At 69.5% G+C, this 13,150-nt stretch carries 12 protein-coding genes; 9 read left to right on the plus strand and 3 right to left on the minus strand.

Annotation, left to right across the window (positions count from 1 at the left end):
* Positions 1–82: 82 nt before the first annotated feature.
* The 7 genes from C8K38_RS20560 (at position 83) to C8K38_RS20590 (ending at position 8,822) form a co-directional block, all read left to right on the plus strand.
* Positions 83–1,291: an acetylornithine transaminase gene (locus C8K38_RS20560; protein WP_097213261.1), complete on the plus strand. Its 1,209-nt coding sequence runs from the start codon at positions 83–85 to the stop codon at positions 1,289–1,291.
* Positions 1,288–2,241: an ornithine carbamoyltransferase gene (argF, locus tag C8K38_RS20565; protein ID WP_097213262.1), complete on the plus strand. Its 954-nt coding sequence runs from the start codon at positions 1,288–1,290 to the stop codon at positions 2,239–2,241. Before C8K38_RS20560 ends, argF begins: the two co-directional genes overlap by 4 nt.
* Before the next feature lie 14 nt (positions 2,242–2,255).
* Positions 2,256–2,756, plus strand: a complete 501-nt coding sequence (locus tag C8K38_RS20570) for an arginine repressor (protein WP_097213281.1) — start codon at positions 2,256–2,258, stop codon at positions 2,754–2,756.
* 70 nt (positions 2,757–2,826) lie between these two features.
* Positions 2,827–4,026: an argininosuccinate synthase gene (locus tag C8K38_RS20575; RefSeq protein WP_027503207.1), complete on the plus strand. Its 1,200-nt coding sequence runs from the start codon at positions 2,827–2,829 to the stop codon at positions 4,024–4,026.
* Positions 4,027–4,028: 2 nt separating this feature from the next.
* Positions 4,029–5,456, plus strand: coding sequence for an argininosuccinate lyase (argH, locus tag C8K38_RS20580; RefSeq protein ID WP_097213263.1), 1,428 nt, complete (start codon positions 4,029–4,031; stop codon positions 5,454–5,456).
* A 103-nt stretch (positions 5,457–5,559) separates the two neighbouring features.
* Positions 5,560–8,535 (plus strand): acyl-CoA synthetase, encoded by a 2,976-nt coding sequence (locus C8K38_RS20585; RefSeq protein WP_097213264.1) that lies wholly within the window; start codon positions 5,560–5,562, stop codon positions 8,533–8,535.
* Positions 8,536–8,603: 68 nt separating this feature from the next.
* The gene (locus C8K38_RS20590) at positions 8,604–8,822 is read left to right on the plus strand and encodes a Trm112 family protein (protein WP_097213265.1); all 219 of its coding nucleotides are present in this window, start codon (positions 8,604–8,606) and stop codon (positions 8,820–8,822) included.
* Between the two features lies 1 nt (position 8,823).
* On the opposite strand, the gene C8K38_RS20595 is transcribed toward C8K38_RS20590, so the two are convergent.
* Genes C8K38_RS20595 through C8K38_RS20605 form a run of 3 tightly spaced genes read right to left on the minus strand, consistent with a single transcriptional unit; the run spans position 8,824 to position 10,930 of the window.
* Entirely contained in the window at positions 8,824–9,438 is a 615-nt protein-coding gene (locus tag C8K38_RS20595; protein ID WP_097213282.1) for a TetR/AcrR family transcriptional regulator, read from the minus strand.
* Complete coding sequence (locus C8K38_RS20600) at positions 9,435–10,190, minus strand: ABC transporter permease (protein WP_077041790.1); 756 nt, start codon at positions 10,188–10,190, stop codon at positions 9,435–9,437. Before C8K38_RS20600 ends, C8K38_RS20595 begins: the two co-directional genes overlap by 4 nt.
* Positions 10,187–10,930, minus strand: coding sequence for an ABC transporter ATP-binding protein (locus tag C8K38_RS20605; protein WP_097213266.1), 744 nt, complete (start codon positions 10,928–10,930; stop codon positions 10,187–10,189). Before C8K38_RS20605 ends, C8K38_RS20600 begins: the two co-directional genes overlap by 4 nt.
* Before the next feature lie 109 nt (positions 10,931–11,039).
* Between C8K38_RS20605 and C8K38_RS20610 the strand changes: the two genes are divergently transcribed.
* Both C8K38_RS20610 and tyrS read left to right on the plus strand, forming a co-directional pair.
* On the plus strand, positions 11,040–11,666 hold the full coding sequence (locus C8K38_RS20610; protein ID WP_097213267.1) for a DNA-3-methyladenine glycosylase: 627 nt from the start codon (positions 11,040–11,042) through the stop codon (positions 11,664–11,666).
* Positions 11,663–12,937: a tyrosine--tRNA ligase gene (tyrS, locus tag C8K38_RS20615; RefSeq protein ID WP_097213268.1), complete on the plus strand. Its 1,275-nt coding sequence runs from the start codon at positions 11,663–11,665 to the stop codon at positions 12,935–12,937. The genes C8K38_RS20610 and tyrS overlap by 4 nt, the downstream gene beginning before the upstream one ends.
* Positions 12,938–13,150 lie beyond the last annotated feature (213 nt).

Genomic DNA, 13,150 nt, shown 5'->3' on the forward strand with positions numbered 1-13,150 from the left:
TTCCTCGCTTCGCTGTATCCGATTACCGCCACGGTGCCGCACCGACGGCACTTACTACGATGCTCCGGAAGGACCTCGCCTCATGACCGAACCTCTGCAGCAGCGCTGGTCGAACGCGTTGATGGACACCTACGGGGTCCCGCGCCTGGCCCTGGTCCGCGGCGAGGGCGCGGTGGTCACGGACGCCGACGGCAAGCAGTATCTCGACCTGCTGGCCGGGATCGCCGTCAACATCCTCGGACACGCGCACCCCGCAATCGTCGAGGCAGTCACCGCGCAGCTCTCCACGCTCGGCCACACCTCGAACCTGTACGCCACCGAGCCGGGCATCGCGCTCGCCGAGCAGCTGCTCGCGCATCTCGGCGCACACGGGGCGAGCGGCGCGACGGGGGATGTGCACGGCCGGGTGTTCCTGTGCAACTCGGGCACCGAGGCCAACGAGGCCGCGTTCAAGCTCGCGCGGGCCACCGGCAGGCCCAACATCATCGCCGCGGAGAATGCGTTCCACGGCCGCACCATGGGGGCGCTCGCGCTCACCGGGCAGCCCGCCAAGCGAGCGCCCTTCGAGCCGATGCCGCCCGGTGTCTCGCACGTGCCCTATGGCGACATCGAGGCGCTCGACCGTGCGGTCGACGCCGACACCGCCGCGGTGTTCCTGGAACCGATCATGGGCGAGAGCGGCGTCGTCGTGCCGCCCGACGGCTACCTGGCCGCGGCCCGCCAGATCACCGCGGAACGCGGCGCGCTGTTGATCCTCGACGAGGTACAGACCGGGATCGGCCGCACCGGCTGGTTCTACGCGCACCAGGCCGTCGGGATAGTGCCGGACGTGATGACACTGGCCAAGGGGCTCGGCGGCGGCATGCCGATCGGGGCCTGCATCGCCACCGGTGCGGCGGCCGAGCTGTTCGGGCCCGGCAAGCACGGCACCACCTTCGGAGGCAATCCGGTGTGCGCGGCGGCCGCGCTCGCGGTGCTGCGGACCGTCGCCGATGAGGACCTGATCAGTCACGCGGACACTCTCGGCAAGTCGATCACACACGGGATCGAGAACCTCGGTCACCCGCTGATCGACCACGTCCGCGGCGCCGGGCTGCTGCTCGGCGTCGTGCTGACCCGGGACGTGGCCCCCGCGGTGGAGGCCGCGGCCCGTGACGCCGGGTTCCTGGTCAACGCACCGGCGCCCGGCGTGATCCGGCTGGCGCCGCCGCTGATCCTCACCGAGGAGCAGGCGAACGGATTCGTCGCGGCACTGCCCGCGATCCTCGATGTGGTGGAGGGACAGAAATGAGCACGACCGTCAAGCACTTCTTGAGGGACGACGACCTCACGCCCGCCCAGCAGGCCGAGGTCCTCGCGCTCGCCGCGGAGCTGAAGCGGTCCCCGTTCGCGAAGCGGACGCTGGAGGGCCCCCGTGGCGTCGGAGTGATCTTCGAGAAGAACTCCACCCGGACGCGCTTCTCCTTCGAGATGGGCATCGCCCAGCTCGGCGGGCACGCGGTCGTCGTCGACGGTCGCAGCACCCAGCTCGGCCGCGAGGAGACGCTGCAGGACACCGGTCGGGTGCTCTCGCGGTACGTCGACGCGGTGGTCTGGCGCACCTTCGGGCAGAAGCGGCTCGAACAGATGGCGGCGGGGGCGACCGTGCCGATCGTCAACGCGCTGTCCGACGAGTTCCACCCGTGCCAGGTGCTGGCGGACCTGCAGACGCTCGCCGAGCGCAAGGGCGAGCTCAAGGGCCTCAAGCTGACCTACCTCGGCGACGGTGCCAACAACATGGCGCACTCGCTGCTGCTCGGCGGCGTCACCGCGGGCATCGACGTCACGATCGCGGCGCCTGCCGGCTTCGCGCCGCTCGACTACATCGTCGAGGCGGCCAGGGCCCGCGCCGAGCAGACCGGCGCGACGATCACGCTGACCGACGACCCGGTCGCGGGCGCCAAGGGTGCCGACGCCCTGGTCACCGACACGTGGACGTCGATGGGCCAGGAGAACGACGGCCTCGACCGGGTCGGACCGTTCCGGCCGTTCCAGATCAACGCCGCGCTGCTGGCGCACGCGGCCCCTGACGCGACGGTGCTGCACTGCCTGCCCGCGCACCGCGGCGAGGAGATCACCGATGAGGTGATCGACGGGCCGCAGAGCGCGGTCTGGGACGAGGCGGAGAACCGGCTGCACGCGCAGAAGGCGCTGCTGGTGTGGCTGCTCGAGCAGCGGGGCGGACCGGGGAGCCGGCCGTGACCACCGCCAAGCCGATGGCGGTGGCGTCGGCGAAGGTCACCGTCGCGCCGACCCGAGCGGGCAGGCAGGCCCGGATCACCGCCCTGCTGTCGGTGCACGAGGTGCGCAGCCAGCCGGAGCTCTCGGCGCTGCTCGCGGCCGAGGGCATCGAGGTCTCCAACGCCACGCTGTCGCGCGACCTCGAGGAGCTCGGGGCCGTGAAGCTGCGGGCCGCGGACGGGGGCGCGGGTGTCTACGTGGTGCCCGAGGACGGCAGCCCGGTCCGCGGGGTGTCCGGGGGTACCGACCGGCTCTCGCGGCTGCTCGGCGAGCTGCTGGTGTCCACCGATGCCAGTGGAAACCTGGCGGTCCTGCGGACGCCGCCGGGTGCCGCGCACTACCTCGCGAGCGCCCTCGACCGGGCTTCGCTGCCCGAGGTTGTCGGAACCATTGCCGGGGATGACACCATTCTTGTTATCGCCCGCGAACCACTCACCGGCGCACAGCTGGCGGAGATGATCGAGAAACTCGCCTGACGGGTTCGAATCCGCCGGCTGACAACTGAAGATCTTGTGAAGAGTTACAACCTGAAGGAGCACAAAGACCATGGCTGAACGCGTCGTACTCGCCTACTCGGGCGGGCTGGACACCTCAGTGGCCATCAGCTGGATCGGCAAGGAGACGGGCAAAGAGGTCGTCGCCGTCGCCATCGATCTCGGCCAGGGCGGCGAGGACATGGAGGTCGTGCGTCAGCGTGCCCTCGACTGCGGCGCGGTGGAGTCCGTCGTGGTCGACGCCCGCGACGAGTTCGCGAACGAGTACTGCCTGCCGACGATCCAGGCCAACGCGCTGTACATGGACCGGTACCCGCTGGTCTCTGCGATCAGCCGGCCGCTGATCGTCAAGCACATCGTCGAGGCCGCGCGCGCCCACGGTGGCACCGTCGTCTCGCACGGCTGCACCGGCAAGGGCAACGACCAGGTCCGCTTCGAGGTCGGCTTCGGCGCCCTCGCGCCCGACCTCGAGGTCATCGCGCCGGTCCGCGACTACGCGTGGACCCGCGAGAAGGCGATCAAGTTCGCCGAAGAGAACAACATCCCGATCAACGTCTCCAAGAAGTCGCCGTTCTCGATCGACCAGAACGTCTGGGGCCGCGCCGTGGAGACCGGGTTCCTCGAGGACCTGTGGAACGCGCCGACGAAGGACGTCTACGACTACACCCAGGACCCCACGGTCAACTGGAACGCGCCCGACGAACTGATCATCAGCTTCGAGGCGGGCAAGCCCGTCGCGATCGACGGCAAGCCAGTCACCGTGCTCGAGGCCATCCAGGAGCTCAACAAGCGCGCCGGTGCCCAGGGCGTCGGCCGCCTCGACGTGGTCGAGGACCGTCTCGTCGGCATCAAGAGCCGCGAGATCTACGAGGCCCCCGGCGCGATGGTGCTCATCACCGCCCACCAGGAGCTCGAGCACGTCACCCTCGAGCGCGAGCTCGGTCGCTACAAGCGTCAGATGGAGCAGCGCTGGTCCGAGCTGGTCTACGACGGCCTCTGGTTCTCCCCGCTCAAGGACGCGCTGGACTCGTTCGTCGCCAAGACCCAGGAGCGGGTCACCGGTGACATCCGGCTGTTCCTGCACGGTGGCGCGATCACCGTCAACGGACGTCGCAGCCCGGAGTCGCTCTACGACTTCAACCTCGCCACCTACGACGAGGGCGACTCGTTCGACCAGTCCTACGCCAAGGGCTTCGTCAACATCCACGGCCTGTCCTCGAAGGTCGCGGCCAAGCGGGACCTGGGTCTGTAGGCATGTCGGAGAGTTCGCACGGTACGAATGAAGGCGCCCTGTGGGGCGGCCGGTTCGCCTCCGGTCCGGCCGAGGCCATGGCGGCGCTGAGCAAGTCGACGCACTTCGACTGGGTGCTCGCGCCCTACGATGTGCGCGCCTCGCAGGCGCACGCACGGGTGCTGCACAAGGCCGGCCTGCTCAGTGACGCCGACCTCGCGACGATGCTCGACGGGCTGACCCGCCTGGCGGACGACGTGGCCAGCGGGGCGTTCGTGCCTGCGGACTCCGACGAGGACGTGCACGGCGCCCTCGAGCGTGGCCTGATCGAACGGGTGGGCACCGAGGTCGGGGGACGCCTGCGCGCGGGCCGTTCCCGCAACGACCAGGTGGCCACCCTGTTCAGGATGTGGCTGCGCGACGCGGCCCGCCGGGTGGCGGCCGGGGTGCTCGACGTCGTCGACGCCCTCGCCACCCAGGCGGCCGCCCATCCCGACGCGGTGATGCCCGGCAAGACGCACCTGCAGGCCGCGCAGCCGGTGCTGCTCGCGCACCACCTGCTGGCGCACGCGCACCCGCTGCTGCGTGATGTGCAGCGCCTGGAGGACTTCGACAAGCGGGCGGCGGTGTCCCCGTACGGTTCGGGGGCACTGGCCGGTTCGTCGCTCGGTCTCGATCCGGAGGCCATCGCGGCGGAGCTGAACTTCGACTCCTCCGCGGACAACTCGATCGATGCCACCTCGTCGCGGGACTTCGCGGCGGAGGCGGCGTTCGTGTTCGCGATGATCGCGGTCGATCTCTCCAGGATGGCCGAGGAGGTCATCATCTGGAGCACTCCGGAGTTCGGCTACATCACCCTCGCTGACGCCTGGTCGACCGGTTCGTCGATCATGCCGCAGAAGAAGAACCCGGACGTCTCGGAGCTGACCCGCGGCAAGGCGGGCCGGCTGATCGGAAACGTCACCGGCCTGCTCGCGACGCTGAAGGCTCAGCCGCTGGCGTACAACCGGGATCTCCAGGAGGACAAGGAGCCGGTGTTCGACTCGGTGGCGCAGCTCGAGCTGCTGCTGCCCGCGATCACCGGACTGGTCTCGACCCTCGAGTTCCACACCGACCGGATGGCGGAGCTGGCGCCGGCCGGGTTCACGCTCGCCACCGACATCGCGGAATGGATGGTGCGGCAGGGGGTTCCGTTCCGGGTCGCGCACGAGGCGGCAGGTGCCTGCGTCCGGGTCGCCGAGGGCAGGGGAGTCGGGCTCGAGGAGCTGACCGACGAGGAGCTGGCGTCCGTGGATCCGGCGCTGACCCCCGCGGTGCGGGAGGTCCTCACGGTCGCCGGTTCGATCGCCTCGCGTAACGCGCGGGGTGGCACCGCCGGTGTACAGGTCGCCCGTCAGCTCGGCGGCGTCCGCGAGACCTCGCACGTGCGGCGTGCCTGGATCGACCGGTAGGTCACCCCGAGGAGAGCGTGCGGCGGGGTGCGTTCACCGGCTGCGCGCGGGGAATATAGTGTGATCTGAGTCACCATCGATCATCCCTTGGGGGGACGCAGAAGTGAGTTGGTATCCAGAGGTTCTGAACGGCTCGGTGCGTCGTGTCGTGGCCACCGCTCAGAACGGTCTCGAGGTGATTCGGCTGGGCGGCCTGGAGACGGAGGCCCGTCCGTCGCAGTTCCGGGTGGTCGAGCGGGAGCCGATGTTCCGGCTGCGCCGGTACTTCGCGGACGAGGCCACCGACGGCTCGCGGCCGCCGATCGTGCTCGTGCCGCCGATGATGATGTCGGCGGATGTGTACGACGTCGCGCAGGACCAGGGCGCGGTCGGTGTCCTGCACGCGATGGGTCTCGACCCGTGGGTGGTCGACTTCGGGTCGCCGGACAGTGAGGACGGCGGCTGGAACCGCACCCTGGCCGACCACGTCGTCGCCATCAGCGACATCATCGACCGGGTGCACGAGCACACAGGCCGGGACGTGCACCTCGCCGGATACTCCCAGGGCGGAATGTTCTGCTACCAGGCCGCGGCCTACCGGCGGTGCAAGAACCTGGCCAGCGTGATCACCTTCGGGGCGCCCGTCGACACGCTCGCGGCGCTCCCGCTCGGCATCCCGGAGGGCGTCGCGACCAGGGCCGCCGACTTTCTCGCCGATCACGTGTTCACCCGGCTCTCGATCGCGGGATGGATGGCGCGCACGGGCTTTCAGCTGCTCGACCCCGTCAAGACCGCGAAGTCCCGGCTCGACTTCCTGCGTCAGCTGCACGACCGGGAGGCCCTGCTGCCGCGCGAGCAGCAGCGGCGCTTCCTGGCCACCGAGGGATGGGTCGCCTGGTCGGGTCCGGCCGTCGCGGAACTGCTCAAGCAGTTCATCGTGCACAACCGGATGATGTCCGGTGGCTTCGTCATCCAGGAGCGGCTGGTCACCCTCGCGGAACTGAGCTGCCCGATCCTGGCCTTCGTCGGCGAGGTCGACGACATCGGCCAGCCCGTGGCGGTGCGCGGCATCAGGAAGGCGGCACCGCGCGCCGAGGTCTTCGAATCCACCTTGCGTGCAGGCCACTTCGGGCTCGTCGTCGGGTCCGCCGCGGCAACTCAGACCTGGCCGACGGCAGGCGAATGGGTGCGCTGGCGGGAGGGGCTCGGCCCTCGCCCCGAGACCGTCGACGAGATGACCTACGAGGATCAGCCGGCGACGGAGACCGGGGTCTCGGTGAGTGACCGGATCCTGCACACAGGGGCATCCATCGCCGAGGTGGGTGTCGGGATCACCAGGGGTGTACTGGACATCACCTCGCATACGATGCGCGGGACAAGGGAATTGTCCGCCGAGGCGATCCGGGTGCTACCCCGGTTGGCCAGGCTGGGGCAGATCCAGCCGCACACGACGATCTCGCTCGGCAAGCTGCTGGCCGAGGCGGGCGCCAAGTCGCCGAAGGGCGAGTGCTTCCTGTTCGACGATCGCGTGTACACCAACGAGGCCGTCAACACCCGCATCGACAACGTGGTGCGGGGGCTGATCTCGACGGGTGTCCGTCCCGCGGAGCGCATCGGCGTGCTCATGGAGACCAGGCCGAGCGCTCTCATCGCGATCGCGGCGCTGTCGCGGATCGGCGCCGTCGTCGTCATGCTGCCGCCGACCGCCGACCTGTCCGCTTCGGTGCGCCTCGGTGGGGTCCAGACGATCATCACGGACCCGGACAACCTGCGCTCCGCCACCTCGCTCGGGGTCGACGTGCTGGTCCTCGGCGGCGGTGAGTCGCGGGTCCTGGACACCGAACCGAACTCGGCCACCATCGATCTCGAGAAGATCGACCCGTCGAAGGTGAAGTTGCCCGCATGGTACCGACCGAATCCCGGACGCGCACAGGAGCTCGCCTTCGTGTTGTTGAGCCGGTCCGGCGGCCATCTCGAGGCGAAGCACATCACCAATCACCGCTGGGCGCTGTCCGCCTTCGGTACCGCGACCGCGGCGAATCTGGGCCGCGGCGACACGGTGTATTCGATTGCTCCGCTTTACCATTCGTCGGTCCTCCTGGCCACGCTCGGCGGCGCGATCGCCGGTGGATCGAGGATCGCGCTCACCCGGGGTCTCGATCCCGCGCAGTTCGCCGCCGAGGTGCACCGCTACGGCGTGACCGTGGTCGCATACACGTGGACGATGATGCGTGAGCTGGTGAACTGCGAGGACCTGCCCATCGGCCCCGGTAACCCGATCCGGCTGTTCATCGGGTCCGGCATGCCGCGCGGCCTGTGGCTGCGGACGATGGAGCGATTCGAGCCGGCACAGGTGCTCGAGTTCTATGCCTCCACCGAGGGTGCGGTGGTTCTGGCGAACGTCTCGGGTGCCAAGCCGGGCTCGAAGGGACGCCCGCTGCCCGGTAGCACCCCGGTCCGGATCGCCGCGTACGACCCGATCCGGGGCGAGTACCTGGTCGACGAGCAGGGTCTGGTTCGTGAGTGCGGGGTCGGGGAGGTCGGGCTGCTGCTCGGTCACGCGACCCACAACGAGGCGATCAGCGGCGCCATGCGCGGGGTGTTCGGCGCCGGCGACGCCTGGGTGCCGACCGAGCACCTGTTCACCATGGACGCCGACGGCGACTTCTGGATGATGGACGAGAAGGACGCCGTGGTCCGGGCCAAGCGCGGACCGGTGTTCGGGCAACCGATCGTCGACGCCCTCGGCGGGATCGAGCGCGTGGACAACGCGGTGGCCTACGGGGTCGCCGTCGGGGACGAGGAGCTGGCGGTGGCCGCGCTGACGCTGCTCCCCGACAGTTCCCTCAGTGCAGTCGATCTGGCGGATGCCCTCGCCGACCTCGACCCCGCGGAGCGCCCGGACCTGATCCACGTCGTCCCGGAGATCGCGATCAGCAACTCGTACCGGCCCAGGCGCAGCGCCCTCAAGGCGGCCGGACTGCCCAAGCCCGGTGTGCGCTCGTGGTACTACGACCCGGAGAAGGACGGCTATCGCCGCCTGACCCGGGCGGTGATCGCGGAGCTGAAGGAGCAGGGGAGTCGGGCACTGACCGGATAGCCGGGTAGCGTTACCGACGACATCGGCTGTTGCCGACCCCGCCCTTCGCACGCTCGAGAGGACCTTCCGTGGCGCTTGATCCCACCCTGCTGAGCATCCTGGCCTGCCCGCAGGACAAGGGTCCCCTGCTGCTCGTCGACGACGAGTTGCTCTACAACCCTCGGCTGCACCGCGCCTACCCCATCGAGGACGGCATCCCGGTCCTGCTGGTGGACGAGGCGCGGACGGTGGGCGACGACGAGCACGAGGCGTTGCTCGTGCGCGCCACCGGACCTGCCACCGACTAGGTCAGCCAACCGCTCCGGTCAGGTAGCGCTGCACCGTCGGTCCGATCAGGACGACGACCTCGTCGACGGACAGCGAGGCGATCGGTTCGAGCCGGAGCAGATACCGGGTGATCAGCAGCCCGGACAGTTGCGATGCGACCAGGGTGGCCCGCAGCTGGCCGCTTCCCGGTGGCTCGTCGACCCGCTCGACGAGCTCGCGCAGGATCACCTCGGTGAGGAAGTTGCTCACCAGCCCGGTCGACTCGCCGGAGATCGCGGCGCGGAAGGCGGCCAGCACGGCGGTGCCCTGCGGCGACTCCCAGACCCCGAGGACGCCGCGCAGCAGCAGCTCGCCGATCTCCTCGATCGGGGCGTCGAGGACCGCGCTCAGGATCACCTGGGGGTCCACCGGCATGTCGACCGCGGCGAGGAACAGCGCGCGCTTGGTGCCGAAGTAGTGATGCACCAGCGCCGAGTCGACACCTGCCTCCGCGGCGATCGAGCGCACCGAGGTCCTCTCGAAACCGCTGTCCGCGAACTGATTCCGGGCAGCGGTGAGGATGAGTTCCTTGGTGTCCGGATTACCGGGCCTGCGTCCGGACCGCGCCGCGGCCTCGGTGGGACCGCGAGAGGTCATGGCGTTCGCCTGCGCAGCGTCGCCGCGGCGAGGCACAGCGCCACGACCGCGAAGCCGGCGACAACGCCGAGGTCCCGCCACATCACCGCGGTGCTGCCGGGGTATCGCGCGACCTGCTGCAGGGCCTCGACGGCGTAGCTCAGCGGCATCACGTTCGAGATCCATTCCAGCCACTGCGGCAACTGGTCGCGGGGCACCAGCAGGCCGCACAGGAACAGCTGCGGGATCACGATCACCGGCATGAACTGGACCGCCTGGAACTCGGTCCTGGCGAAGGCGCTGCAGAGCAGGCCGAGCGCGACGCCGAGTGTCGCGTCGAGCACCGCGATCAGCACCACCAACCCGACGCTGCCCGAGGTGGTCAGGCCGAGCAGCCCGAACGTCACCAGACAGGCGACGATCGCCTGCGCCGCGGCGGCGAGCGAGAACGCGGTGCCGTAGCCACCGAGCAGGTCCAGCTTGGACATCGGCGTGGTGAGGAGTCGTTCGAGGGTGCCCGAGCTCCGTTCGCGCTGCATCGCGATCGAGGTGACCAGGAACATCACCACGAACGGAAGGATCCCGAGCATGGTGACCGCGATCCGGTCGAACAGCGGCTGCTGGCCGGGTGGCGTCGGCACGTTCACGTACAGGAAGTAGAGCAGCGTCATCAGCAGCGCGGGGACCAGCAGGATCATCGCGACCGTCCGGTGGTCGGCACGGAGCTGGCGGAGGATCCGGCCGGTGCTGGCGGTGTAGATCCGCGCGTTCATGACTGCTGCGCTCCTACGGTGCGGGTGCGGATCAGGGTGAGGAAGGCGTGCTCGAGGCTCGATTGCCCGGTCTCTGTGCGCAGTTCGTCGGGGCTGAGCTGGGCGATCAGGCTGCCCTCGCGCATGAGCAGCAGCTCCGGGCAGTGCTCGGCCTCGTCCATCACGTGGCTGGAGACGAGCAGCGTTGTGCCCGCGGCCGCCAGGTCGGCGAACTGATCCCACAGGTCGGCGCGCAGCACCGGATCGAGCCCGACGGTCGGCTCGTCCAGGATCAGCAGTTCGGGGTTCCCGACCAGGGCGCAGGCGAGGGACACCCGGGCACGCTGGCCGCCGGAGAGCTGTCCGGCCTGTTGGTCCGAGTAGCCGCCGAGCGCTACCGCGTCGATGGCCTCGGCCGCGGCGGCCGCCGGGCGGCCGTACAGCGCGGCGAAGTACCGGACGTTGTCGCGGACCGAGAGGTCGAGGTAGACGGTGGGGGACTGGGTGACGTACCCGACCCGGCGGCGCAGCGATGCCGATCCGGCGGGTTCGCCGAGTACGGTGACCGAGCCCGATTCGACGATCTGGGTCCCCACGATCGCCCGCATCAGGGTCGTCTTACCGCAGCCTGACGGTCCGAGCAGCCCGGTGATGGATCCGCTTGTGACGCTCAGGTTCAGCGCGTGCAGCACTTCGTTTCTGCCTCGCCGGACGACGAGATCGGAGATCTCGATCGCCGGGCGGGTGGTCGATCCGGGCATCGAAGCCTCAATTCATCGAGTGATGAAATCATCCTTGGATGAATTCTCTGCCGGTGATGGGTGGGTGTCAACACCCCGGTGGGCACGACTTCGAGGCACAATCGGCGAGATGTCGGAGCGAGAACTGGCCGCCGCGGATCCCCTCACGGCGGCACGTCTGGTGCTCGGGGCCCGACTCAGCGCGGGCGGGGTCACGGTGCGAGTCGTCGAGGTCGAGGCATACGGCAGTGATCCGGCGGGGCCGTGGCCGGATCCGGCCGCGCATTCCTATCCGGGGCCGACCCCACGCAATGCCGTGATGTTCGGACCTGCGGGCCGGCTGTACGTCTACCTCAGTCACGGCCTTCATCTGTGCATGAACGTCTCCTGCGCGGGCGTCGGCACCGCGGGCGCGGTCCTGCTCAGGGCGGCCGAGGTGATCGACGGCGAGGACATCGTGCGGCGGCGCCGTGGTCCGGACAAGCGTCATCGCGACCTGGCGCGAGGGCCGGGCAACCTCGGGCAGGCGCTCGGAATCACCCTGGCGGACAACGGAACCGACCTTTTCGCCGGCGGGTCCACGCTCCGGTTGCGGCTCGACCCGCTGCTCGATCACGAGGAGGGGCCGCGCGTCGGGGTGAGTCGGGCGGCCGAGTGGCCCTGGCGGCTGTGGGATCCCACCTCGTCAGCGGTTTCCGCGTACCGCCGCAGCCCGCGTGCGTCCGTCGTCCCTGGTGCGGGAGAATCGAGGACGTGACTGTGAACATCATCGACGAACTCCACTGGCGTGGCCTCATCCAGCAATCCACGGATCTCGACGCGCTGCGACGCGACGCCGATGCCGGTCCGGTCACGCTCTATGCCGGCTTCGACCCGACCGGCCCCAGCCTGCACGCCGGTCACCTGGTGCCGCTGCTGGCGCTGAAGCGATTCCAGATGGCCGGACACCGGCCGATCGTGCTCGCAGGTGGTGCGACCGGCCTGATTGGCGATCCGCGCGACGTGGGGGAGCGCACCATGAACTCCGCCGACACCGTCGCCGAGTGGGCGGGCCGTATCCGCGCCCAGCTCGAGCGCTTCGTCGAGTTCGAGGGTCCCGGCGCCGCCGTGATCGAGAACAACATGAACTGGACCGGCAAGCTGACCGCCATCGACTTCCTGCGCGATATCGGCAAGCACTTCTCGGTCAACGTCATGCTGGCCAGGGACACGGTCAAGCGCAGGCTCGACTCGGACGGCATGTCGTACACCGAGTTCAGCTACATGCTGCTGCAGGCGAACGACTACCTGCAGCTCCGCCGCGAGTACGGCTGCACCCTCCAGGTCGGCGGGTCCGATCAGTGGGGCAACATCATCGCGGGCGTCGAGCTCAATCGACGGGTGGACGGGGAGTCGGTGCACGCGCTCACGGTCCCGCTGGTCACCTCCGCCGACGGTAAGAAGTTCGGCAAGTCGACCGGTGGCGGCAGCCTGTGGCTCGACCCGGAGATGACCAGTCCCTACGCCTGGTACCAGTACTTCGTGAACACCGCGGATGCGGACGTCGTCCGGTACCTGCGCTGGTTCACCTTCCTCACCCAGGAGGAGCTCGCCGAGCTCGAGCAGGAGACGCTCGCGCGGCCGCAGGCCCGGGCCGCGCAGCGCCGGCTCGCGGCCGAGATGACGACTCTGGTGCACGGCGAGCACAACACCGCCGCCGTCGAGCACGCCAGTCAGGCGTTGTTCGGCAAGGCCGAGCTGGCAGAGCTGGACGAGTCGACCCTGGCCGCGGCGCTGACGGAGGCGGCGGTCGCGCAGGTGCGGCCGGGTGACGCGAGGACCATCGTCGACCTGCTGGTGACCAGCGGCCTCTGTGAGAGCAAGGGCGCGGCCCGACGCACCATCAAGGAGGGCGGTGCGTCGGTGAACAACCAGCGGATCAGCGCCGAGGAGTGGGAGCCGCAGACCGCCGATCTGCTGCACGGACAGTGGCTGGTCATCCGTCGCGGCAAGCGGAACTTCGCCGGCATCCAGGTCCTGCCCGCCTGAGCCGATCGTCAGGGGTGGCGCGGGTCACATCGATGTGATTCGATGGATTCGCGCCCCCAGGGCGGTGCGCGTGGCCCGCGACCTGCGGGAGTTCCGCGACGCGCGCAGCTGACCTGGGGATTTGACGCTGTGTTCTTGTTCGCGTAACTTTTGTCGAGTCAGAGCGACACGGACACCGACCCGCCCGAGAGGCGCGGGACACGAGGTTGGACG

The sequence above is a fragment of the Rhodococcus sp. OK611 genome (assembly GCF_003050885.1).
In the GTDB taxonomy this organism is placed as follows: Bacteria; Actinomycetota; Actinomycetes; order Mycobacteriales; family Mycobacteriaceae; genus Rhodococcus_G; species Rhodococcus_G oryzae.

Bases quoted from the DNA above. Each gene is read 5' to 3' on its own strand.
- C8K38_RS20560 (WP_097213261.1), top strand. From the start codon at position 83: ATGACCGAACCTCTGCAGCAGCGCTGGTCGAACGCGTTGATGGACACC.
- argF (WP_097213262.1), top strand. From the start codon at position 1,288: ATGAGCACGACCGTCAAGCACTTCTTGAGGGACGACGACCTCACGCCC.
- C8K38_RS20570 (WP_097213281.1), top strand. From the start codon at position 2,256: ATGGCGGTGGCGTCGGCGAAGGTCACCGTCGCGCCGACCCGAGCGGGC.
- C8K38_RS20575 (WP_027503207.1), top strand. From the start codon at position 2,827: ATGGCTGAACGCGTCGTACTCGCCTACTCGGGCGGGCTGGACACCTCA.
- argH (WP_097213263.1), top strand. From the start codon at position 4,029: ATGTCGGAGAGTTCGCACGGTACGAATGAAGGCGCCCTGTGGGGCGGC.
- C8K38_RS20595 (WP_097213282.1), bottom strand. From the start codon at position 9,438: ATGACCTCTCGCGGTCCCACCGAGGCCGCGGCGCGGTCCGGACGCAGG.
- C8K38_RS20600 (WP_077041790.1), bottom strand. From the start codon at position 10,190: ATGAACGCGCGGATCTACACCGCCAGCACCGGCCGGATCCTCCGCCAG.
- C8K38_RS20605 (WP_097213266.1), bottom strand. From the start codon at position 10,930: ATGCCCGGATCGACCACCCGCCCGGCGATCGAGATCTCCGATCTCGTC.
- C8K38_RS20610 (WP_097213267.1), top strand. From the start codon at position 11,040: ATGTCGGAGCGAGAACTGGCCGCCGCGGATCCCCTCACGGCGGCACGT.